The 20,718-nt window shown below is 72.1% G+C and carries 23 protein-coding genes; 11 read left to right on the top strand and 12 right to left on the bottom strand.

Annotated features, from left to right (window positions below; genetic code table 11):
• Nucleotides 1-42 precede the first annotated feature (42 nt).
• Nucleotides 43-438 (bottom strand): phage holin family protein, encoded by a 396-nt coding sequence (locus tag FFA01_RS09830; protein WP_167627336.1) that lies wholly within the window; start codon nt 436-438, stop codon nt 43-45.
• Between the two features lie 403 nt (nt 439-841).
• On the opposite strand from FFA01_RS09830, the gene FFA01_RS09825 reads away from it, so the two are divergent.
• Nucleotides 842-1,876 (top strand): helix-turn-helix transcriptional regulator, encoded by a 1,035-nt coding sequence (locus FFA01_RS09825; protein WP_146855589.1) that lies wholly within the window; start codon nt 842-844, stop codon nt 1,874-1,876.
• Nucleotides 1,877-1,923: 47 nt separating this feature from the next.
• Here the strand turns inward: FFA01_RS09825 and FFA01_RS09820 are convergent, their stop codons facing one another.
• Both FFA01_RS09820 and FFA01_RS09815 read right to left on the bottom strand, forming a co-directional pair.
• Nucleotides 1,924-3,048, bottom strand: coding sequence for a sensor histidine kinase (locus FFA01_RS09820; RefSeq protein ID WP_146855587.1), 1,125 nt, complete (start codon nt 3,046-3,048; stop codon nt 1,924-1,926).
• On the bottom strand, nt 3,041-3,739 hold the full coding sequence (locus FFA01_RS09815; RefSeq protein WP_146855585.1) for a response regulator transcription factor: 699 nt from the start codon (nt 3,737-3,739) through the stop codon (nt 3,041-3,043). The genes FFA01_RS09820 and FFA01_RS09815 overlap by 8 nt, the downstream gene beginning before the upstream one ends.
• An 88-nt stretch (nt 3,740-3,827) precedes the next feature.
• On the opposite strand from FFA01_RS09815, the gene FFA01_RS09810 reads away from it, so the two are divergent.
• From FFA01_RS09810 to FFA01_RS09800, 3 genes are read left to right on the top strand one after another with little or no spacing between them, the layout of a single operon-like run.
• Nucleotides 3,828-4,544, top strand: coding sequence for a M15 family metallopeptidase (locus tag FFA01_RS09810; protein WP_146855581.1), 717 nt, complete (start codon nt 3,828-3,830; stop codon nt 4,542-4,544).
• Complete coding sequence (gene alr / locus FFA01_RS09805; RefSeq protein ID WP_146855579.1) at nt 4,541-5,692, top strand: alanine racemase; 1,152 nt, start codon at nt 4,541-4,543, stop codon at nt 5,690-5,692. The genes FFA01_RS09810 and alr overlap by 4 nt, the downstream gene beginning before the upstream one ends.
• Nucleotides 5,679-6,782, top strand: coding sequence for a D-alanine--D-alanine ligase family protein (locus FFA01_RS09800; RefSeq protein ID WP_146855577.1), 1,104 nt, complete (start codon nt 5,679-5,681; stop codon nt 6,780-6,782). The genes alr and FFA01_RS09800 overlap by 14 nt, the downstream gene beginning before the upstream one ends.
• On the opposite strand, the gene FFA01_RS09795 is transcribed toward FFA01_RS09800, so the two are convergent.
• Together FFA01_RS09795 and FFA01_RS09790 are read right to left on the bottom strand one after the other, a co-directional pair.
• Nucleotides 6,739-7,386, bottom strand: coding sequence for a LysE family translocator (locus tag FFA01_RS09795; RefSeq protein WP_146855575.1), 648 nt, complete (start codon nt 7,384-7,386; stop codon nt 6,739-6,741). The genes FFA01_RS09800 and FFA01_RS09795 overlap by 44 nt on opposite strands.
• 176 nt (nt 7,387-7,562) lie before the next feature.
• Nucleotides 7,563-8,156, bottom strand: coding sequence for a CGNR zinc finger domain-containing protein (locus FFA01_RS09790; protein WP_146855574.1), 594 nt, complete (start codon nt 8,154-8,156; stop codon nt 7,563-7,565).
• A 72-nt stretch (nt 8,157-8,228) separates the two neighbouring features.
• Here FFA01_RS09790 and FFA01_RS09785 point away from each other — a divergent pair, with 72 nt between their 5' ends.
• Both FFA01_RS09785 and FFA01_RS09780 read left to right on the top strand, forming a co-directional pair.
• A complete protein-coding gene (locus tag FFA01_RS09785) occupies nt 8,229-9,506 on the top strand; it encodes an MFS transporter (RefSeq protein WP_146855572.1) in 1,278 nt (425 codons plus the stop codon).
• Nucleotides 9,507-9,591: 85 nt separating this feature from the next.
• A complete protein-coding gene (locus tag FFA01_RS09780) occupies nt 9,592-10,593 on the top strand; it encodes an NAD-dependent epimerase/dehydratase family protein (protein WP_146855569.1) in 1,002 nt (333 codons plus the stop codon).
• A gap of 113 nt (nt 10,594-10,706) precedes the next feature.
• Here FFA01_RS09780 and FFA01_RS09775 read toward each other — a convergent pair whose 3' ends face one another.
• Complete coding sequence (locus tag FFA01_RS09775) at nt 10,707-11,000, bottom strand: transcriptional regulator (RefSeq protein ID WP_146855567.1); 294 nt, start codon at nt 10,998-11,000, stop codon at nt 10,707-10,709.
• Nucleotides 10,997-11,485: a hypothetical protein gene (locus FFA01_RS09770; protein ID WP_146855565.1), complete on the bottom strand. Its 489-nt coding sequence runs from the start codon at nt 11,483-11,485 to the stop codon at nt 10,997-10,999. Before FFA01_RS09770 ends, FFA01_RS09775 begins: the two co-directional genes overlap by 4 nt.
• Nucleotides 11,486-11,542: 57 nt before the next feature.
• Here FFA01_RS09770 and FFA01_RS09765 point away from each other — a divergent pair, with 57 nt between their 5' ends.
• Nucleotides 11,543-11,794, top strand: a complete 252-nt coding sequence (locus FFA01_RS09765; protein ID WP_146855563.1) for a hypothetical protein — start codon at nt 11,543-11,545, stop codon at nt 11,792-11,794.
• Here FFA01_RS09765 and FFA01_RS09760 read toward each other — a convergent pair.
• The gene (locus FFA01_RS09760; RefSeq protein ID WP_146855561.1) at nt 11,766-12,773 is read right to left on the bottom strand and encodes a COG1361 family protein; all 1,008 of its coding nucleotides are present in this window, start codon (nt 12,771-12,773) and stop codon (nt 11,766-11,768) included. The genes FFA01_RS09765 and FFA01_RS09760 overlap by 29 nt on opposite strands.
• A gap of 1 nt (nt 12,774) precedes the next feature.
• Nucleotides 12,775-13,293, bottom strand: coding sequence for a WxL domain-containing protein (locus FFA01_RS09755; RefSeq protein ID WP_146855559.1), 519 nt, complete (start codon nt 13,291-13,293; stop codon nt 12,775-12,777).
• A 488-nt stretch (nt 13,294-13,781) separates the two neighbouring features.
• Here FFA01_RS09755 and FFA01_RS09750 point away from each other — a divergent pair, with 488 nt between their 5' ends.
• Entirely contained in the window at nt 13,782-14,426 is a 645-nt protein-coding gene (locus FFA01_RS09750; protein WP_167627335.1) for a TetR family transcriptional regulator, read from the top strand.
• Nucleotides 14,427-14,468: 42 nt separating this feature from the next.
• On the opposite strand, the gene FFA01_RS09745 is transcribed toward FFA01_RS09750, so the two are convergent.
• From FFA01_RS09745 to FFA01_RS09735, 3 genes are all read right to left on the bottom strand, one after another.
• The gene (locus FFA01_RS09745; protein ID WP_146855555.1) at nt 14,469-15,272 is read right to left on the bottom strand and encodes a DNA-formamidopyrimidine glycosylase family protein; all 804 of its coding nucleotides are present in this window, start codon (nt 15,270-15,272) and stop codon (nt 14,469-14,471) included.
• Between the two features lie 82 nt (nt 15,273-15,354).
• On the bottom strand, nt 15,355-15,567 hold the full coding sequence (locus tag FFA01_RS09740; RefSeq protein WP_146855553.1) for a hypothetical protein: 213 nt from the start codon (nt 15,565-15,567) through the stop codon (nt 15,355-15,357).
• A 145-nt stretch (nt 15,568-15,712) separates the two neighbouring features.
• Nucleotides 15,713-17,401 carry a hypothetical protein gene (locus FFA01_RS09735; RefSeq protein ID WP_146855551.1) on the bottom strand — a complete coding sequence of 563 codons (1,689 nt, stop codon included), beginning with the start codon at nt 17,399-17,401 and terminating at the stop codon, nt 15,713-15,715.
• Between the two features lie 284 nt (nt 17,402-17,685).
• Here FFA01_RS09735 and FFA01_RS09730 point away from each other — a divergent pair, with 284 nt between their 5' ends.
• The 3 genes from FFA01_RS09730 to FFA01_RS09720 form a co-directional block, all read left to right on the top strand.
• A complete protein-coding gene (locus tag FFA01_RS09730; RefSeq protein ID WP_146855549.1) occupies nt 17,686-19,398 on the top strand; it encodes a circularly permuted type 2 ATP-grasp protein in 1,713 nt (570 codons plus the stop codon).
• Nucleotides 19,392-20,321, top strand: a complete 930-nt coding sequence (locus tag FFA01_RS09725) for an alpha-E domain-containing protein (RefSeq protein WP_146855547.1) — start codon at nt 19,392-19,394, stop codon at nt 20,319-20,321. The genes FFA01_RS09730 and FFA01_RS09725 overlap by 7 nt, the downstream gene beginning before the upstream one ends.
• Nucleotides 20,318-20,718, top strand: a 401-nt coding sequence (locus tag FFA01_RS09720; RefSeq protein WP_280178072.1) for a transglutaminase N-terminal domain-containing protein, incomplete at its 3' end; no start/stop codon positions are given. The genes FFA01_RS09725 and FFA01_RS09720, both read left to right, overlap by 4 nt.

Raw genomic sequence — 20,718 nt, 5'->3', positions numbered from 1 at the left:
CTCTGGGTGGGATCGGGTGGGGAGGTCGTCCGGGGGCGGAGGTCATTCGGGGGAGGAGGCGAGGTTCCTCACCGTGTCCACGGGCACCGGAGGGACGCCCCGGCGGACGCCGCGCAGGCCGGCGGCGACGACGACCGCCGTCGCGGCGGCGAAGACCGCGAAGGCGATCAGGGCCGAGGCCCACAGCGGGAGGGTCAGGGACAGGACGGACACGACCGTGCCGGCCAGAAGCGCGACCGTCACGACGCCGAGGACCGCTCCTGCCGCCAGCAGGACGGCACCCGCCCGAGCCCCGCGAGCTCGATCCGCGATCTCCGCACGCGCAGCTCCGAGCTCGGCTCGGAACGCCGTCAACAGGGGTTCGACCGCTCGGCTCCCGAGCTGATCACGGAACCTGCCCGCGAAGCTCGTATCGCGTGATGTCTCGTCGGCGCTCATGATCGTCCTCTTTCTCGGTGGGCCACTCTGACCGGTGGCCCGGGGGGGCGGTCCGCGATGCGGACACATCATTCAGACGTGCAGGCCCTCTCGCCTGTCACCGAGATTCAGGGAGCTCGCAGGCCGGGGGGCGAAGGCACTCGCGAAGCGGCCAATCCAGGTCGGAGGATGCGTTCCCCGGGTCCGAGACGGAGCTGTGCTGCTCCGACGCCAGGTGCGACGACCGACGACGAACGGGAATCGCCCCCTCTCTGGGGTCGTGGGAGACCAGTCGCGCGCCGTCCGGCGTACGAAGCTCAGTCGAGTTCCATCGATTCGTGACGTTTCGCCCTCGGGCCACGTCTAGTAATGGGGCGTCCCTTCACCGAGGACGCCCTCACGGAACCAGGATCGAGAGGACCCCATGCCGAGCTTCTACACGAGCGAGCCCGACGACGAGTTGGAATCGGGCGGCGGCATCAAGCCGGCATCCGTCGGCGGCAGCGCCGCGAACACGGCCACGTACCGACGGGTCCACGAGTTCAGCTCCGATCGGGGCGACGCGACGAGGAGGATCGAGACCCTCTACCGAGGCCGATCGTTCCGATCGCAGCGCGCACCGGGGGAGTTCGAGTTCAGCTACGTCCTCGCCGGGGACGACCGACTCGTCCTGCAGACGTCCACGTTCTCCGCCCCGATGCAGGGCGAGATCCCGTTCCCGGGGCAGTACATCGTCGCGTGGAACCGGGCCGGTCGGACGACGCTGCATCACCGGAGTCGGCCATTCACCAGCACCGGCTCGGTCCCCTTCCTCATGCCCGCCGAGGACGCGTTCTCGTTCGAGTCGACTCCGCGGCACAACAACATGGTCCAGATCGGCACGGCGTTCCTGGAGAGCACCGCGACCGAGCGTCATGACGGGCCGCCGCAGCGACTCGTCTTCGACCAGACCGTCGCGCCGAGACCGGATCACGTGGCGGCGTGGCGGGCCGCCGTGAAGCAGACGACCAGCGCCGTGGTCTCCGAGACGACCGCGCCCCTGGTCCGTCTGGAGGCGCAGCTCGTCCTGGCACGCGCGCTGCTGGATCTCTTTCCGTGGCAGGCCGTCGACGTCCCGATGAGCCTGCGCACGCAGCAGGCGTCGAGGGTCCGGCACGCGGTGGAGTACATCCACGCGCACGCCGACCAGCCGATCACCCCTGCGGACATCGCAGCCGTGGCCGGACTCCACACCCGCACCCTGCAGAGCTCCATGCGGGAGTATCTGGGGGCGTCGCCCGCGAACTACCTCCGCCAGGTGCGACTCGATCGGGTGCGGGCGGATCTGCTCGCCGCCTCGCCGCACGAGACGCAGGTGTCCGAGGTGGCCAAGCGCTGGGGCTTCGGCAACCTCGGCCGCTTCTCGGCGTTCTACGCCGAACGCTTCGACGAGTACCCCCGGGCCACCCTCGGTCGCTGACGGCCCACGAGGAGCAGCGGGGCCGAGGGGCGCGTTCGCGGTCCTCGCTACGCGGACGGCACATCCGTCGTCGTCCCCGGTCGGGGTCGGGGCAGGCGCACCCGGACGACCAGGCCGCCGCCGGGTCGTGCTGCGACGTCGAGCCGACCGCCGTGCCCCCGGACGACGGCGTCCACGATCGCGAGGCCGAGCCCCGTGCCGCCGTGGTCGTCGTGGAGGCGCGCGGCCCCTCTCCGGAACGGTTCCGTGAGCGTCGACAGCAGCTCGGACGGGACCTCCTCGCCGGTGCTCTCGACCTCGAGCACCACGTGGTCGCCGTCGACGCCGGTGCGGATGCGGACGAACGCGTCCATGGAGTCCTGCCGGGACGAGGGCAGATTGTGCACGACGCCGTTGTGGACGAGGTTCGTCGCGACCTGGAGCAGAAGGGCGGGCGACCCGGTCGTGACGGCCGTGTCGCCGGCGGCCTCGAGCGTGATCGCCTTCCTCTCCGCCAGAGACAGCAGGGTCTCCACCGCCTCCTCGGCGAGCAGTGACAGGTCGACGGTCTCGCCCGTCGGCGGCTGGTGACCGGCTCGGCTCAGCAGCAGCAGGGCCTCCGTCAGGTTCACGGCGCGCGTGTTGATCGCGCTCAGCCGCTCGACGAGCGTCGACGGGTCGTGTGACGGGTCCTCCCGGGCGACATCGAGCAGGGTCCGCGTCACGGCGAGGGGCGTGCGCAGCTCGTGGGAGGCGTCGGCTGCGAATCGGCGCTGGGACTCGACCTGCGCCTCCACCGTGGTGAGCATGGCATCGAACGCGTCGGCCAGCTCGCGGAACTCGTCGGAGCGGCCCATGAGGCCCACTCGGTGCGAGAGCGACCCCTGACCGACGAGCCGGGCGGCCTCCGCCAGGCGGTCGAGGGGCGCGAGCAACCGCCCGGCGAGCAGCCATCCGCAGACCATGCCCAGCACCAGGAGGACGACGAGTGCGAGAGCGGCCCGGGGTGCGAACGCGTCGACCAGGTCGCCGCGCCCGGGCACGAACCCCGAGGTGGAGTCGACCGTTCGGGGCACGTATCTCAGGAGGTAGAGCCACACGACGGCGAGCAGGAGAGCGCCCGTGACGACGACGACCCCGGCGAAGCTGAGCGTCAGGCGGAGGCGCGCGCTCGGTCCCCGACGCCTAGCCACGATGAGGTGCGCTGTCGTCCACCGGGGTGGGAGGGACGTCGATCCTGTAGCCGACGCCCGGTACGGTCGCGATGACCCACGGTTCGCCCAGCCGCTTGCGAAGGGCTGACACGGTGATGCGGACGGCGTTCGTGAAGGGGTCGGCGTTCTCGTCCCAGGCCCGCTCGAGCAGCTGCTCGGCGCTGACCACTCCTCCGTCGGCGGCGACGAGCACCTCGAGGACGGCGAACTGCTTGCGGGTCACGGCCACGTACCGACCGTCGCGATGCACCTCCCGTCGGAACGGGTCGATGCGGAGCCCCGCGAGCTCGGTGACCGGTGGTCGGTGATGGGCGCGCCGCCGGTCGAGAGCGCGCAGGCGCAGGACGAGCTCCCGGAGGTCGAACGGCTTGGTGAGGTAGTCGTCGGCGCCGACCTCGAAGCCCGAGGCCTTGTCGTCCAGGCGATCCGCGGCGGTGAGCATCAGCACGGGAGTGCCGGCTCCCGACGCGACGAGGTGCTCGGCGACCTGATCGCCCGAGGGGCCGGGCACGTCGCGGTCCAGGACGGCGATGTCGTAGGCGTTCACGCTGAGCAGCTCGAGGGCGGCGTCCCCGTCGGGCGCGATGTCGGAGGCGATCGCCTCGAGGCGCAGGCCGTCGTGGATCGCTCGGGCCATCAGGGGTTCGTCCTCGAGGATCAGTACGCGCACGTCACCGATGCTACGAGCGCGCGTGTGTCGTGGGCGTATCGGAAAGCGCATACGGCCCTGCGACGGACGCCCCGCTCGACTGGGTGCCATGACCGACACCGCGCCCCCTCCGCCTCGCCGTCCGCTGTCGTCGCCCCGTCGCCTGGCGGCGGGCCACGATGTCGGGAAGGCGTCGCGTCGTGCCCGTCGGGGTCGATCGATCGCGGTCGTCGCGGCGGTCGTCGTGTCGGCGGCCGCTCTCGCGGGGTGGGCGGGCCACCTCGCCGCCGGCAGCACCGGCTTCCCTCTCGGCAGTGCGAGCGGGTCGCTCGACGGCACTCCGGGCGGCCCTGCGCTCGGCCCGGGGGTGACCGGCGAGGGCGGCGGGGTGCTGCCCGACGGCACCTCCGCCTACGACGTCGACATGCCGGGGGTCGCGGGACTCGACCCGCGCCTCCTCGACGCCCTGCAGCGCGCGGCGACCGACGCCTCCGCCGACGACGTCGACATCGTGGTCAACTCCGGCTGGCGCTCCGGCGCGTATCAGGAGCAGCTGCTCGACGAGGCGGTCACTCGGTACGGCACCCCCGAGGAGGCGGCGCGATGGGTGGCCACTCCGGCGACGTCCGCGCACGTGCACGGTGACGCCGTCGACGTCGGGAGCTGGGATGCGACCGCGTGGCTCTCCGAGCACGGCGCCGACTACGACCTCTGCCAGATCTACATGAACGAGACGTGGCACTACGAGCTGCGAGACGGCGCCGCGATCGACGGGTGCCCGCCGATGTTCCGCGATCCCACCGACGACCCGCGCATGCAGCGGTGACCGCCACCTCGACGCTCCTCGTCCACGACGACGCCGTGAGGGCGAACACCCGGCACTTCGCGGCGCTGACGGGCAGGCGACTGATGGCCGTGCTCAAGGCCGATGCGTTCGGACACGGGTCGATCGCCGACTCGGTCCTCCAGAGCGGCGCACGGTCGATCGGAGTCACGTCCATCGAGGAGGCGCTGGCCCTGCGCCGCGCCGGCGTGCGCGTACCCGTCCTCAGCTGGCTCAACGTGGTCGACTCCGACATCGCGGCCGCGATCGTCGCCGGCGTCGACCTGGCGGTCCCGGGGCCCGAGATGCTCCACGCGATCGCTCGTGCGGGACGCGATGTCGGTCGGCCCGCCCGCGTCCACCTGCACGTCGACGTGGGCATGGCCCGGGACGGCTGTCCACCCGAGGAGTGGCGCGCCCTCTGCGACCTGGCCCGGGAGCTCCGAGCGACGGATCTGCTGCGGATCGTGGGCGTCATGGGCCACCTGTCGTGCGCGGATCGGCCCGACGACGATCAGAACGCCCGGGAGCGCGGCGTCTTCGACGCCGCGCTACGGACCGCCCGCCGGCGCGGGATCGTCCCCGCCGTCGCCCATCTCGCAGCCACCGCCGCGACGGTGACCGGCACGGGAACGGGATACGACCTCCACCGCGTCGGCGCGGGGCTCTTCGGGATCGACCCCTCCGGCACCTCCGACGCGCTGCGCCCGGCCCTGACCCTGACGTCGCGTGTCGTGTCCTCCCGCGTGGTCGCAGCAGGCACCGGCGTCGGCTACGGCCTGGACCATGTCGTGCCACGGCGCACCGCCCTCGCCCTGCTGCCGGTGGGTTACGGAGACGGACTGCCCAGGACGGCGTCGCACCGGGCGGAGGTCCTCGTCCGCGGGCGGCGACGGCCGATCGTCGGTCGAATCTCGATGGACATGGTCGTCGTGGACACCGGCGACGACCGCATCCGGCCCGGCGAGAGCGTCACGCTCTTCGGCCCGGGAGACGGCGGAGAGCCGACCGTCGCCGACTGGGCGCGGTGGGCGGACACCATCCCGCACGAGATCGTCACCCGCATCGGCAGCCGCGTCGCCCGGGTGCACCGCACGACAGCCCCCGCAGCCGAGACCCATCACCAGGAGACGAGACATGACCGACTGTGACACCAGACCCCTCGCGCTCCCCGACCCCGAGACGACGAGGCGCGGCGCCGCCCCGCGCGTGGCCGTCATCGGGGGCGGGGCGAACTCCGAGCACGACGTCTCCCGTGCATCTGCCGCGTCCGTCGCCGGCGCTCTGCGCGGCTACGGCGCGGATGTCGTGCTGCTCATCGTCGACCGTGAGGGCCGCTGGCACCTCGAAGGGTCGGGACCGGTGTCACCCGCCGCGGCCGTGCAGGTCCTCCAGGGGAGTGACGTCGCGTTCCCCGTGCTGCACGGAGAGCACGGCGAGGACGGGAGCGTCGCGGGCCTGCTCACCTTGATGGGCGTGCCCTTCGTCGGGTCGCCGGTCCGCGCCGGCGCCCTCGCCGCCGACAAATGGGTCACGAAGCTCATCGCGGAGGCGGTGGGGGTGGCCACCGCGCCGGCGATCCTCGTCACCTCCCGCGACCGCCTCGACGATCTCGCGGCCAAGGCGGTCGGCGCCGGCCTGCTGCCACCTCTCGTCGTCAAACCCACGGCGGGTGGTTCGAGCAACGGCGTATCCCGTGTCACCGACCTCGGCCAGCTGCCCGACGCCGTGACGCTGGCCCGGACGGAGGGCGAGCTCGTGCTCATCGAGTCGTTCGTCGTCGGACGGGAGGTGGACATCGCCCTGTGGCGAGAGGCGTCGGGCGCTCTCCGTGCGGGTTCCACGCTCGAGATCGGGCTGGCACCCGGCGCCGTGTTCGACAGGGTCAGCAAGTACGACGGGAGCGCGGCGTTCACCCTGCCGGCCCGCATCGACGAGGAGGAGCACGACGCAGTGGACGGGGCCGCCCGTGCGCTCTGGGAGGTCATGGGCTGCGACGGGATCGCCCGCTTCGACTTCTTCGTGACCGCGACCGGCATCGTGCTGAACGAGGTCAACACCTCGCCGGGCTTCACGGAGCGGTCGCAGGTGCCCCTGATGGCTGCTGCCCATGGACTCGGCTACGTCGAGCTCGTCACGAGCCTCGTGGATTCGGCGCTCGCGATGCCCTCGGTGCGGGGCCGTGCCCGGCCGCGGGCTATCCGGCCGTGGCCGGGGCGGGAGCGTCGAGGGCGAGCTTGACGCCCACGGCGCCGAGGAGGGTGCCGGTGGCCCATCGCTGCCAGCGCATCCAGGTGGGCCTGCGGCGGAGGAAGACCGCGATGGACCCGGCGGCCACGATGATGCCGGCGTTGACGGCGAGGCTCACGACGATCTGCACGGCGCCGAGCTGGAAGCCCTGCGCGACGACGCCGCCGGCCCCCCGGTCGACGAACTGGGGGATGAGGGCGAGGTACATGATCGCCGCCTTCGGGTTGAGCAGGTTGGTCACGAGTCCCATGCGGAACAGTTTCGCGGCGGAGTCGCGGGGCAGGTCGCGGGTGTCGAAGACGGAGGCGCCTCCCGGTCGGAGGGTCTTGTAGGCCAGCCAGAGCAGATAGGCCGCGCCGGCGACCTTCAGCGCCGTGTAGAGCCACGGCACCACGAGGAACACCGCGGCGAGGCCGACGTTGGCCATGGTCATGTAGACGACGAACCCCACGGCCGTGCCGGCGAGAGAGACGAGTCCAGCGCGACGCCCCTGGCTGATGCTGCGCGAGACGAGGTACATCATGTTCGGGCCGGGGGTGAGCACCATGCCCAGGGCGACGAGGGCCATGGCGGAGGCGGCGGTCAGCGAGATCATGCCGGGTTCTTTCTCGAGCGGGCGGAGGTGGCGTCGTCGGCACCCGTCGTGGCACCAGTCTGGCGCACGCTCGATCTCATGACGCACGGCGTCGCGAACGCCGTGACGGAGGTGCGGCTTCCGTCATCCGAGGGTGCCGGTCGGCCCGCGAGAGCGACCCTGTCGTCGGGCGCCCCTCAGCTCCTCTTCCTGGCCTGGTGGCGCGCGACCCGGTTGCGGTTACCGCAGCCGGCTGCGGTGCACCAGACCCGGTTGTGGCGTGGAGACGTGTCCAGGTACACCCAGCCGCAGGCGTCATCTCCGCACTGGCGGGCGGAGGTGAGATCCGACGTGAGGAGGTCGTGCGCGGCGAGGGCGATGGCGGCCCGCGGCCCCGTGAGGTCGGTGGGGACCTGCCAGGACCACGTCGGCGCGTCGGGGTCCCGGTGCAGCGTCGATCGGCCGAGGGCTGCGACGTGCTCGCGGGCGATCAGGTCGACCGCCGTCGCCGAGGACTCGAAGACGGCCCGGTAGATCGCTTCGCGCAGCGCGACGACGGCCTCGAGTTCGTCCGCGGCCGCATCGGGGGCGTCCATCGTCAGCCGGTCGAGGCCCGCGGAGTCGCCACCCAGGATGTCGAGCTGCCTGCACCACGTCGCGACGTCCTCGAACGAGGTGAGCGTGTCGATCGCGCGACTCTCGTCCAGACGCCAGTGCACCGTGTCGACGAGGTCGAAGGCCGGGTGGCCGCCCACTTCGGGATAGGGCGGTCGTGCACTCGGGGCGGTCATCGCATCATTCTAATGTGTGATGGCCACTTGCGCCATTAGCGACGTCATGCCACTGTCTAATGCGTGAAGACTATGAAGACCATTAGTCAGCAGTCGGAGCGGCTGGGGCCGGACTTCGCGCGGTTCTGGATCGCCCAGGGGGCCTCGTCGGTCGGTGGTCAGATCAGCGAGCTCGCGGTGCCCCTCCTCGCCGTCCTCGTGCTGCACGCCTCGGCCGGAGAGGTCGGGCTGCTCGGTGCGGTCCGGTGGCTGCCCTTCCTGCTGCTCGCCCTGCCCCTCGGCGTGCTGGTCGACAGGCGCCGGCGACGCCCCCTGCTCGTCTCGTCCGACATCGCCCGGGCGGTCCTGACCCTCGTCGTGGTGGCGCTGGCGTTCTCCGGCCTGCTGACCCTGCCCGCGCTCGTCGTCCTCGTGGGACTGCTCGGGGCGTTCACCGTCCTGTTCGAGGTCGGCTACCAGTCGTTCCTGCCCACGGTGGCCGGCCGCGAGCACCTCGAGCGCGCCAACGGTCGGTTGCAGGCGACGGCATCCGCGGCGGAGATCGGCGGTCCCGGCCTCGCCGGGTTGCTCATCCAGGCCCTGTCCGCCCCGTGGGCCCTCCTCGCCCACGCCGCGACCTACGTCGTGTCGGCCGTGGCGCTCCTCCGCATCTCGACTCCGGAGCGACAGCCCGTCCCCACGGGCAGGAGCGTTCTGCGAGACCTCGCGGACGGGCTGCGGTTCGTCGGCCGTGACCGCTACCTGGTCTCCCTGGTCGGCTTCGCCGGCATCTACAACCTCTTCGCGCAGTGGGTCATGGTGCTCTTCACGGTCCATGCCGTCCGTGAGCTCGGGCTCACGGCGGGCCACCTCGGGCTCGTCTTCAGCCTCGGTGCGGTCGGGGCGGTGCTCGGCGCCGCGGCCGCTCCGACGAGCGTGCGTCGGTTCGGCGCCGGGCCGGTCCTGGTCGCCTGCGCGGCGGCCGAGTGCGTCGCCCTCGCCGCACTCCCGTTCGTGGAGGCGTCGTGGACGGCGCCCGTCGTCATCGCGGTCCTCGTCGTCGTCTTCGCGATCAACGGCGCGGGGACGTCCCTGTCGAGCGTCGTCGCACTGACGCTCCGTCAGCTCAGGACCCCCGACCGTCTGCTCGGACGGGTCAACGCCACCATGCGGTGGCTCTCCTACGGCGTCATCGCCATCGGCGCCGCGGTCGGGGGCGTCGTCGGCGAGGCCCTCGGGACCCGCACGGGCATCGCTCTGGGCTGCGCCGGCACCCTCCTCACCGTCGTCTGGGTCGTCGCGTCACCCCTGCGGCAGGTGGGCGACCCGCGCGGCCTCGCCGTCCATGACGACGGCGAGGCCGCGCGGTGACCCGGTCGGCGGGCCCCTGACTCCCTCCGACGACCGAGCGAGCAGACTGGGGCGGTCCCCCTCCCCGAAGAAAGAAGACGCATCCATGTCAGCGTTGACGGTCCTGTTCATCGGCGGCACCGGAATCATCAGCTCGGCGGCCGCCGTCCGGGTTCGAGAGCTCGGCCACGACCTCACCATCATCAATCGAGGGTCGTCCTCGATCCGGCCCGCACCCGCCGGGGTCGAGGTGCTGACCGGCGACGTGTCCGATCCCGCATCGATCCGCCGGGCCATCGGCGACCGGTGCTTCGACGTCGTCGTCGACTTCGTCGCCTTCACCCCCGACCAGGTCCAGGCCGACGTCGACCTCTTCACCGGTCGGGTCGGGCAGTACGTCTTCATCAGCTCGGCGTCGGCCTACCAGAAGCCGGTCGCGGCGTTGCCGATCCGCGAGTCGTCGCCGCTGCGCAACCCGTACTGGCAGTACTCCCGCGACAAGATTGCCTGCGAGGACCTCCTCGTCGGCGCCTATCGCGAGCACGGTTTCCCGGTCACGATCATCCGCCCTTCGCACACCTACGACCGCACCTCGATCCCGGTCACCGGAGGCTGGACCGCCATCGATCGGATGCGACGAGGCGTCGAGGTCGTCGTCCCCGGCGACGGCACGTCGTTGTGGACTCTGACGCACCACGCCGACTTCGCCCGCGCGTTCGTCGGGCTCCTCGGTCTCCCGGCCGCCGTCGGCGACGTCTTCCACATCACCTCCGACGAGGCGCTGCCCTGGAACCAGATCTACACGACCCTGGCCGCCGCGGCGGGGGTGGGCGATCCGAAGCTGGTGCACGTGGCGAGCGAGAGCGTCGCCGTCGTCGAGCCGGAGTGGGGCCCGGGGATCCTCGGCGACAAGGCGCACTCGGTCGTGTTCGACAACTCGAAGGTCAAGGCGTTCGTCCCCGGCTGGCACGCGGCGACCTCGTGGGCCACGGGCGCCCGGGAGATCGTCGAGTGGTTCGACGCCGACGCCTCGCGCCGCGAGATCGATCCCGCCGCCGAGTCGGCGTTCGAGCGCCTCCTCGCCGGCGCTCGCGCCTTCCACGCCTGAGGCGGGGTGGGCATCCCGTCCGGCGACCGGCCTCCGCACCCCTGAGCTGGTCGGACGAGGTGCGTCAGTGGTGCGTGATGCCCGGGAAGCGCTGATGCGAAGCGGCCGGGGGTCTACGGCGCGAGGCTCTGCAGGAAGGCGAAGTGGCCGCGGAGCGCCGTCGTGCCCGCCGGGGTCAGCGCGACCCACGTCCGGGCCTGGCCGCGGGCTCGCTGCACACGGCGGAGGTCGACGTAGCCGGCCTCGGTGAGGGTGCGGAGGTGCTTGCTCAGGGTCGCGTCCGAGACGGCGAGCCCCTCGCGCAGCGTCCCGAACTCGACCTCTCCGCCACGGGCGAGCATCGCGCAGATCTGCAGCCGCTGAGGTGCGTGGACGACGGCGTCGAAGAGCGGCTCGGGCGCGGTCACCGACCCGCGCCGGCGGAGAGGTCCCCGGCCATGCGGCGCCGCGCCGCCGCGTCGGCGACCGGTCCGAGCACGAGGGTGACGGCGCCGGCCGTACCGGCGGCCACGGCGACCTGCCAGAGTGGCTCGTCTCTGACTGCGACGACGAACACCATGGCGGCGACGATGACGCCGAACGCGATGATGGTCCAGGGGGCGCCCAGGGCGAGGAACCTCCAGCGATCGGGGTTCGCGTGGGCGACGCCGGTGTCGCGGACGCGGCGGCGGGAGAGGGCGATCAGCCCCACGACTCCGAGCAGCATCCAGGCCGTGCTGTCGGGGGCGCCGAGGCCGAAGACGACGGCGGCCACGAGGGCGCCACGGAGCGCGTGCACCCACCAGGGCGAGCGGACGCGGGCGGCCATGCGGGCCTGCGCGTCGTTCGCGAGCTGGAAGGCTGCGATCGGGTCGACGGGCTGCGACGAGTGGTCGTTCGAATGACTTTCCATATCGGAAACTCTAAGTGTTGCCAAATTGGAAAGTCAAGAGCAGGGCAGGATGTCGACATGAACGACTCGAGCCGTGGCTCCTTCCTCGCTGCTGCGATCGTCCTCGCCGTGTCCGGGGTCCTGAGCGGTGGCGGGCTCCTGGCGTACTTCCTCTCCGACCCCGACGGAGGAGCCAACATGGGAGCGGGCTTCCTCCTCCTCGTCGGGCTGGCCGTCGCCCTGGCCGGTGTCGTGCTGCTCGTCGTGGCTCTGGTCCCCGTCGTCCGGACGCGGAGGAGGCTCAGTCGAGGCGACGGCGACGTCGGATGACGACGACCGTCGTGACGCCCGCCAGAGACAGGACCACGATCGCCACGATGACCGGGGTGGTCCAGGAGGTCTGCGTGGCGGCGGGTCGCGAGGTCGCCAGCGTCAGGGTCGTGGTCGCCGATCGGGACACGTCGCCGCTGGCCAGGGTCACGGTCGCGGTCCAAGGTCCGGCCGCGAGGTCGACCGGCAGGGCGAAGGTCACGGTGGAGTCCTGGCCGGGCGCCAGCGAGACCGGCTGGGAAGACGGGAAGGGGCCGGCGCTCGTGCTGCCGGGGCCGTCGGAGAGGGTGACGTCGCCGCTGAGGTCGACGGCGACATCGCCCACGTTGGCGACCCGCGCGGTGAGCGAGAGGCCGTCGTCGGTGGCGTGCGACGAGATCGTCCCGATGTCGAACGCGGCGGGCGACGCCGGCTCGCCGTCGACGTCGATGTAGCTGCGTATCCCGACGCGGTTCACGACGCTGACGCCCGACGTCTCGGAGGACGCGGGCGCGCGCATCTCGGCCCAGACCACGGCGTACTGCTCGCCTCCGGGTGCGTCGTCGGGGACGACGAGCTGGATCGTGACCTCGTCGGAGGCTCCGTCCGGGATGGTCAGACGGGATGAGCTGAGCCGCATCCAGCTCGACAGGGCGTTCGGCTCCGTCTGCCCGATGTCGAACGAGCCGTCGGAGATGTCGGCTCCCGCGCTGTAGAGGGAGACCTCTCGCGGCGCGCCGGTCGTGTTCGTGATCTCGAGCTGACGCGTCAGGGTCGCTCCCGGGGCGACCGTCTGCACGATGTACTGGCGGGCGCGAGGATCGGTCCGGGCCTCGTCGGGGTCGGGCAGCAGTCGCACGCCGAGCCCCTCCGCGCGGGGAGGGGACGCCGACGGGGGCTGCGCGGACGCATGCGCCTGCGGCGGTGAGAGGAGAGGGGCTCCCGCCAGGGCGAGCGTCGCGATCAGCAGGACGATCGCCCTGGCGGGAGGGGTGCTCACGTCAGGCGACGGAGTGCGTGACGGTCGCCGTGTAGTCGGGTGCGGCGAGAGCGTCGGCGGGGACGGTGAGATCGAGCGTGCCGTCCCAGGTCGCCGTGTTGTTCCCCGACACGTCGGTCGCGGTCTGGACGGCCGAGGCCGTCCCGCCGGTCGCCGGCGCGGCCGTGACGGTCGCGGTACCCGTCGTGGCGGCGACTCCGGGTGCGTACGACAGGTTCGTGGCGGGGATCGTCTCGGACAGGGTGGCCGAGGTGAAGTCGGAGATCGCGACCGTCGCCGGCCAGCCGACGGTGCCGGCTCGGGCGTCGGTGACCTCGACGCCGGCCAGCGTGGCCGTCCCGGTGGACCCGGGTGCGACCGACCCGAGGTCGCCGGCGGTCGGGGCGCTGATGGAGAGGCTGCCCGCTGCGACCGCGACGGTCATCGTGCTGTCGGCCGCGGAGGCGGCCTGGCCGGAGAAGGCGGCGGCGGCGACGAGGCCGGTGATGGCCGCGGTGCTGAGGAGGGTGGACTTCTTCATGATGGTGAGCTCATTTCTGTGATTCGCAGGAGCGGTCGACCGAAGGGCTCGGCACGGATTGGCGTGCTCCCGGCAGGGTCAGGTGGTTCTCCCCCGACTGGCAGAAGCACGAGAGGTGGAGCGATTCGCCCGACGCCGCGGAGATGAACGTCTCGACGTGCGGTCGGAACGGTCGGTTCTTCTTGTGCGGACGGGGTCGCGAACTCGCGATGACCAATTTCACGGTGCTCCTCCTCGGGCTCGGATGAGAGCCGCCCGGCTCGAGCGTCGACGGGCCCGTGATGTCGGGCCGTCGGTCTGGAGCCGGGCGGGATGGCCCGTCGACGGGCACCCGAATGCCATGACGTCGAGGCCATCGATGGCGATCTGTCTCGCAAGACAAATGTATGGCGAAAGCGGCATCAGCGAACCCCCCACTTTCGGATCGGTTTCTGTACCCCGGTCCGACGGGTGGCCGTCCATCGAGCTGGGATCCCTACAGTGACGGAATGGAAACATCGCGGGATCGACGGAAAGCACAGCGACGTGACGAGATCCTGCGAGCGGCCGCCGCCGTCTTCGCGCGTCGGGGTTACCACGGCACCACGATCGCCGGCATCGCCGCCGAGATGAACGCCCCGAGGTCGGCGGTCGGCTATCACCACTTCGAGACCAAGGAGGACATCGCCCTCGCGATCGTGCAGCACCAGCGTGCGCGATGGGCGGAGCTGATCCGTCGGGTCTCGGACGGCCCCGGATCGGGCCTCGAGCAGCTGCTGACCATCCTGCTGTCTGCGGCGCTCGACGCGCGGAGGAACCCCCTCGCCGCGGCCGCGGCTCGTCTGACGTTCGAGCAGCGTGCCGCTGAGCTCTCGTTCCCGGCCGGGGACCTCCAGTGGCGAGCGACGGGTGAGCAGATGATCGCGCGCAGCATCAGCGAGGGCGACCTGGTCACGACGCGAGCCGCGAGCGAGATCGTGACCCAGTTCTTCGCAGCGAGCTACGGGCTGGTCACGGCGGAGGACAACGGCTTCGAGGAGCCTCGGACGCAGTACAACCTCTGCCGTCTCTGGGCGGACCTGCTCCTCGCGCTCGGTGTCGACGACCCCGCGACGATGCTCGCCCGGCTGACCGTCGTCGAGCTGCCTGATTGACCCGACGGACGACGAGAAGCGCTCGACGCGTCGATCCGCCGGTCAGGGAGCGGCCGGCTGACAGCGGGGGCACCACCACGCTCGTCGCGTGCCGCCGTCCTGAGCGGGCGGGTCGTCGAGGGCTGACACGGGGGTGCCGCAGCGGAGGCACGGGCGCCCGGCCCGCCCGACGACCCAGTGCGTCTCACCCCGCCGCGTCCGACCCGTCGTCACCTGGTACGCGCCCGGTGTCCTGACGGAGAAGCGGAGGGCGCGCGCGGCGACGTCGACGAGTCTCCCCAGGTCGACGTGGGCGAGAGGCGTCGCGGGGTGGACCCCGCGCAGGAAACCCACCTCGTTGGCCCACAGATTGCCGAGGCCGGCCATCGGGCGCTGATCGAGCAGGGCCGCTCGGACGGTGACGTCGGGCCGTGCGGCGAGCCGGCGCCGCGCCTCCTCGGCATCCCAGTCGTCGCGGAGCGGGTCGGGGCCGAGATGTCCGATCAGGGTGCGCTCCGCTTCGGTGGGCACCAGGTCCACGACGGGGACGTCGACGCCCCACAGCGTCCGGCCGTCGTCGAGCCGGGCCCGCACCCGCACCTGCGGGTGCAGACGCCGGGGGAGTGCGCGACCCGCCCCCGTGAGCGTCCACGACCCCTGCAGACGCAGGTGCGTGTGCAGCGTCGTGCCGTCGTCGAACCGGGTCAGCAGATGCTTGCCGTGCGTGTCGAGCTCGGTGATCCGCCGCCCCGCGAGCCGCGTCCCGGCGGCGTCGCCCGACCGCAGTTCTCCGTCGGCGACGAGTCGCCCGACGAGCGCGGGACGGAGCCTCGCGGCGAGGAGGTAGACGCTGTCACCCTCGGGCATGCCGCGATGCTACTCGCGCCCACCGGTCACACGACGAGACCCCCGGCGACCGGAGTCGGCGGGGGTCTCGTTCAGCGGTGGCTCAGTTGGAGAGCTTCTTGGCCTTCTTGACCGCGGCCTTGCGGGCCTTCGTCACGTCCTTCTTCGCCTGTGCGCGAGCCTTCTTCACCTTGGGGTCGTTCCAGAACGAGCCGAGGTAGTTCGAGATCTCCTTGTAGCGACCCTTGCCGGCCTTGGCGCCGTAGGTGTACGCGACGAACGCGATGAGGGCGATGACGAGGTAACGGAAACGCATGTGGTCCTCCCGATGGGACGTTCAGTGGTTCATCCGACGCTAGTCCCTCCGGCTGGGGGGATGTCCACCGAGCCGAGGAGGCGCGGGTCGGGTCCCGGGGACCCGACCACCACCTCCTCGACTGCGGATCGCAGCGGACGACGGATCAGAGGGAGCGGCGGCGGCGTGCGACGACCAGGGCGCCGAGTCCGAGGGCGACCAGGAGGCCGCCGATCAGGCCCACGGTCGCCGTGCGCTCGTCGGTGCCGGTGTAGGCCAGGGCCGAGCCGCCGGGGCCGACGCCGGCTCCCGCGGAGGTGCCCGTCCCCGTCGCGGTGCCGGCGCCTCCGGTCGAGCCGGCGGGGGTCACGGCGCCGACGCCGCGGTCCTCGACGGTGAAGCCGATCGAGGTGGTCTCGGACACGCGACGGATGGCGTCGGTGTCGTACGACCGCTCGTCGGCGTAGGTCGCCGATCGGGCGCTGTAGGTGATGCGGCCGGGCTGCTCGTACGAGAGGAACGACCAGCGGCCGTCGGCGCCGACCGGGACGGCGTAGCGGCCGGAGTACCCGCCTCCCGTGGTGGTGAGGTCGACGTACCCGCCGGCGATGCCGGTGCCCTCGATGCGGATCTCCGCCGTCGGGCGCGACGGGAAGGCGGCGTCCTCGGAGGCGCCGATGTAGTCGGTCGGATACTCGACCGTCGTCGGCACGACCGCGCCGGCCCGCGGCGAGGTGATGGTCGGGGCGGCGAGGTTCTTCGGGTGCAGGTCGATCGCCCGGCCGCCGGAGATGGCCGACTTCTCGCTGAGCTGCGTGCCCGCGGCCGTCACGAGGTACTGACGCGTGCTGATCCGCCACTTGCCCGCGGGGATGTACGCGTCGTAGGTGAGCGTGCCCGAGGCGGGGATGGTCGGCTCCGGCACGGCCGTGCGATAGCCGTTGCCGCCGATCTCGCGGTACGAGAACTCGGCCTTGGCGCCGGGGACGCCGGTGATGACGATGCGGACCGGCGCGACGTCGCCGTTCGCGCCCTGCGCGACGGTCGGCTCGATCTGCGCACCATTGACGGGCGAGATCATGACGGGTGCGGCGGGGGCGTCCTCGAGGGCGAGCTTCAGGACGAATCTCAGCTTCGTCTCGGGCGAGGCGACCCCGGTGGGGGCGCCGTCGGCACCGGCCTCGTACTGACGGGTGGTCAGATCCCAGACCGTGTTCGCGATCGTCAGCGTCGTGCTCCAGCTGCCGTCGGCGGCCACGGGGACCTCGGCGTACTGCACGCCGGAGATCGCCGAGCTCGGGTCGAGCCGGATCTTCACGACGGCGCCGGGCTGGGCCGTGCCCGTGAACGTAACGGGCGACTTCCTGGGCGTGCCGCCGTCCTGCGGGGTCACCGTGACGGTGCTCTCCGGGGCCGGGCTGGTGACGACCGGGGCGGCGGCGATGGCGGCGGCGCCGACCAGGCTCTCGTCGGCGTCGTCGGCCGGGACCTCGGCGTCGGCGTCGGTGGCGGGCGTCTCGGCGACCGGTGCCTCCGTCGGGTCGGCGACCGGCGCCTCCTCGGCGGGGGTCTCGACGGCGTCGTCGATCGGGACCTCGGCGGGTGCGTCGGTCGCGGGCGTCTCGGCGACCGGTGCCTCCGTCGGGTCGGTGATCAGCGCCTCCTCGGCGGGGGTCTCGACCGCGGCGGGGGTCTCGGTGACGACGGCGTCGGGGGCCGGCGGGGCGCTCGTCTCGCTGGTCGGCGTGACGGCGGGCTCGGCGGCCATGGCCGGAGCGACGGAGATCAGCGCTCCTCCGAGCGCGATCGAGACGGTCGCCGGGATGGCCAGCGCCCTCTGCCAGGTGGTGTTCATGATGAAGCCCTTCGTGTGGATCGATCCCCGTCCGATGCGCCCCGATCCACGGAGGGCGATGAACCGTCGACCCGGCGATCCGAGGTCGACACCACCGAACGTACGTGTCCGGTGGGGGCTCGGACAGGCCCGTTGCGCTTCCGTTACCGGATGTCGTCCGCTCGGATGACGTCCCCTCATCTCCACGACCGAGGCTCGCCTGCCGCAGGGGCTACGGCGGCGGCGCAACACCCCCGCCCCCGGGTGGAAACACCCCCGCAACACCCCGTCGGTACGGTCGTGCCATGGGCGACCTCTTCGACGGATACGCGGCCACGACGGGTCGCGGCGGCGGCCGCCGCCCGGGTCTGCGCGGCGGCAGCCGCACGAGCGGCATCGCCGCCAGCACCCGCACCGCTCCGACCGCCTGGGACGAGATGTTCGAGTCCGAGGGGCGGGCCCGGCGCGCCTACGCCGACATCCACGCGACGCTCGAGGGCATGACGCAGGACGACCTCCGCGGTCGCACCGCCGCTCTCGCCGACTCGTACCTCGCCCAGGGCGTCACCTTCGACTTCGCCGGCGAGGAGCGGCCGTTCCCGCTCGACGCGGTGCCGCGCGTGGTCGAGCAGGACGAATGGTCGGGCGTCGAGAAGGGCATCAAGCAGCGGGTGAAGGCGCTCGAGGCGTTCCTCGCCGACGTCTACGGCCCGCAGCGCGCCGTCGCCGACGGGGTGATCCCCGCGAGTCTGCTGACCTCGTCGAGTCACTTCCACCGCCAGGCGGCGGGCATCGAGCCGGCCAACGGCGTGCGCATCCAGGTCTCGGGCATCGACCTGATCCGCGACGAGGCCGGCGCCTGGTGCGTGCTCGAGGACAACGTGCGCGTGCCGAGCGGCGTCAGCTACGTCATCTCGAACCGGCGGGTCATGGCGCAGACCCTGCCCGAGCTGTTCGTCTCGATGCGGGTGCGCCCGGTCGGCGACTACCCGAACCGGCTGCTCTCGGCGCTGAAGAAGAGCGCGCCGTCGGGGGTCGACGAGCCCACGGTCGTCGTGCTGACGCCCGGCGTCTTCAACTCGGCCTACTACGAGCACACCCTGCTGGCCCGGCTGATGGGCGTCGAGCTGGTCGAGGGGCGCGACCTCTACTGCTCCGGCGGGCGCGTCTTCATGCGGACCACCGGCGGCCCCGAACGGGTCGACGTCATCTATCGCCGCGTCGACGACGAGTTCCTCGACCCGCTGCAGTTCCGGGCCGACTCCGTGCTGGGTTCGCCGGGCCTCCTGATGGCCGCTCGCCTCGGCACCGTGACCATCGCGAACGCGGTGGGCAACGGCGTGGCCGACGACAAGCTCGTCTACACGTACCTGCCCGAGCTCATCCGGTACTACCTGGGCGAGGAGGCGCTGCTCCCGAACGTGCGCACCTGGCGTCTCGAGGACCCGGCCGCCCTCGAGGAGGTGCTCGACCGGCTCGACGAGCTCGTCGTGAAGCCGGTCGACGGCTCGGGCGGCAAGGGCCTCGTGGTCGGACCCGCCGCGAGCCGCCGCGAGCTCGACGACCTGCGCGCCCGCCTCCTGGAGGATCCCCGCGGCTGGATCGCGCAGCCGGTGGTCCAGCTGAGCACGATCCCGACCCTCGTCGACGAGGGCCTCCGCCCCCGGCACGCCGACCTGAGGCCGTTCGCGGTGCACGACGGCGACGACGTCTGGGTGCTGCCGGGCGGGCTGACCCGCGTCGCGCTGCCCGAGGGGCAGCTCGTCGTCAACAGCAGCCAGGGCGGCGGCTCGAAGGACACCTGGATCGTCGGCGGCGACGTGAACACCTGGGCGGGTCACGACGTGAGCGCCCTGATCGCCGAGCAGACGACCCCGACGCAGTCGATCCCGATCATCGCGGCGGCGGCCCCGCCGGGCGATCACAGTCCCGACCACGCCCCGCAGGACGATCCGCGCAACGACCAGCAGGCGCAGCAGCAGCAACAGTCCACCGCCATCGAAGGGTCATCATGCTGAGCCGCATCGCCGAGAGCCTGTTCTGGATCGGGCGGTACATCGAGCGCTCCGACGGCACCGCGCGCATCCTGGACGTCCATCTCCAGCTGCTGCTCGAGGACCCGTGGATCGAGGAGGACGCCGCCTGCCGCAGCCTGCTCGCCGTCATGGGCAGCGACGCCCCCGACGACGTCGTGCTCACCCGCGGCGACGTGCTCTCGATGCTCGCCGTCGACCGGCACAACCCGGCGTCGATCGCGTACTCGCTGGGCGCCGCCCGCGAGAACGCCCGGCGGGCGCGCGAGATCGTCTCGACCGAGCTCTGGGAGTGCCTGAACACCACGCGGGCGCGCATGCCCCGCAAGGTGGCCGGCGACAAGGTGCACGAGTTCTTCGGCTGGGTGCGCGAGCGCAGCGCCCTGGCCGTCGGCATCATCGAATCGGCGACGAGCCGCGACGAGGTGTGGCAGTTCTTCACCCTCGGACGCTCGATCGAGCGGGCCGACATGACCGCTCGGCTGCTCGCGACCCGCACGCTCACCGAGGCGTCGGGGCCGTCGTGGACGACGATCCTGCGTTCGTGCGGCGCCTACGAGGCCTACCTCCGCACCTACAAGGGGGTGCCGAGCGCGCGCAACGCGGCGGAGTTCCTCCTGCTCGACCGGCTCTTCCCGCGCAGCGTGCTGTTCGCGATCAGTCGGGCCGAGTCGTGCCTCCGGGAGGTCGAGCCGACCAACCACCGGGTGGCCGCCTCCGACAGCGGGGTGCGCATCCTCGGCCAGATGCGGAGCGAGCTCGAGTACAAGCCGATCGCCGAGATCCTGGAGGACCTCCCCGCCCAGATGGACGCCGTGCAGGAGGCCACCAGCGCCGCCTCCGAGGCGATCCGCCAGCGGTACTTCCCGACGAGCGCCGCACCGACCTGGGTCGGTGAGCGATCGTGAGCCGACTGCGGATCCGGCACCTGACCGGCTTCTCGTACAAGGGCGAGGCCGTGGCGAGCTACAACGAGGCGCGCATGCTGCCGGCGCACACGGAGGGGCAGTTCGTCCTCTCGTCGCACCTGCGCATCGAACCGGTCGCGGCCACGCACGAGTACATCGACTACTGGGGCACCCGGGTGTCGTCGTTCGAGGTGCTGCTGCCGCACCGGCAGCTGTCGCTCACCGCCACGTCGCTCGTCGAGATCCGGCCGACCGTGCACCCCGACTCGATGATGGACTGGGACGATCTCGCGGCCGTCGCCGGCGCGACCACCGAGTTCGTCGAGCACCTCGAGCAGACGCCCCTCACCGCCCCTCCCGCCGATCTCGCCGCCCTCGCCCGCGAGCTCGCGGGCGG

It is taken from the genome of Frigoribacterium faeni (assembly GCF_007988805.1).
GTDB lineage: Bacteria > Actinomycetota > Actinomycetes > Actinomycetales > Microbacteriaceae > Frigoribacterium > Frigoribacterium faeni.
The sequence above is the reverse complement of the archived record's forward strand: the minus strand, read 5'-3'. Positions and strand labels throughout refer to the sequence as shown.

Excerpts from the sequence above, each read along its gene's own strand:
- FFA01_RS09830 (WP_167627336.1), bottom strand. The coding sequence starts at position 438 with ATGAGCGCCGACGAGACATCACGCGATACGAGCTTCGCGGGCAGGTTC.
- FFA01_RS09825 (WP_146855589.1), top strand. The coding sequence starts at position 842 with ATGCCGAGCTTCTACACGAGCGAGCCCGACGACGAGTTGGAATCGGGC.
- FFA01_RS09810 (WP_146855581.1), top strand. The coding sequence starts at position 3,828 with ATGACCGACACCGCGCCCCCTCCGCCTCGCCGTCCGCTGTCGTCGCCC.
- FFA01_RS09800 (WP_146855577.1), top strand. The coding sequence starts at position 5,679 with ATGACCGACTGTGACACCAGACCCCTCGCGCTCCCCGACCCCGAGACG.
- FFA01_RS09795 (WP_146855575.1), bottom strand. The coding sequence starts at position 7,386 with ATGATCTCGCTGACCGCCGCCTCCGCCATGGCCCTCGTCGCCCTGGGC.
- FFA01_RS09790 (WP_146855574.1), bottom strand. The coding sequence starts at position 8,156 with ATGACCGCCCCGAGTGCACGACCGCCCTATCCCGAAGTGGGCGGCCAC.
- FFA01_RS09785 (WP_146855572.1), top strand. The coding sequence starts at position 8,229 with ATGAAGACCATTAGTCAGCAGTCGGAGCGGCTGGGGCCGGACTTCGCG.
- FFA01_RS09780 (WP_146855569.1), top strand. The coding sequence starts at position 9,592 with ATGTCAGCGTTGACGGTCCTGTTCATCGGCGGCACCGGAATCATCAGC.
- FFA01_RS09770 (WP_146855565.1), bottom strand. The coding sequence starts at position 11,485 with ATGGAAAGTCATTCGAACGACCACTCGTCGCAGCCCGTCGACCCGATC.
- FFA01_RS09765 (WP_146855563.1), top strand. The coding sequence starts at position 11,543 with ATGAACGACTCGAGCCGTGGCTCCTTCCTCGCTGCTGCGATCGTCCTC.
- FFA01_RS09755 (WP_146855559.1), bottom strand. The coding sequence starts at position 13,293 with ATGAAGAAGTCCACCCTCCTCAGCACCGCGGCCATCACCGGCCTCGTC.
- FFA01_RS09750 (WP_167627335.1), top strand. The coding sequence starts at position 13,782 with ATGGAAACATCGCGGGATCGACGGAAAGCACAGCGACGTGACGAGATC.
- FFA01_RS09745 (WP_146855555.1), bottom strand. The coding sequence starts at position 15,272 with ATGCCCGAGGGTGACAGCGTCTACCTCCTCGCCGCGAGGCTCCGTCCC.
- FFA01_RS09740 (WP_146855553.1), bottom strand. The coding sequence starts at position 15,567 with ATGCGTTTCCGTTACCTCGTCATCGCCCTCATCGCGTTCGTCGCGTAC.
- FFA01_RS09735 (WP_146855551.1), bottom strand. The coding sequence starts at position 17,401 with ATGAACACCACCTGGCAGAGGGCGCTGGCCATCCCGGCGACCGTCTCG.
- FFA01_RS09730 (WP_146855549.1), top strand. The coding sequence starts at position 17,686 with ATGGGCGACCTCTTCGACGGATACGCGGCCACGACGGGTCGCGGCGGC.
- FFA01_RS09725 (WP_146855547.1), top strand. The coding sequence starts at position 19,392 with ATGCTGAGCCGCATCGCCGAGAGCCTGTTCTGGATCGGGCGGTACATC.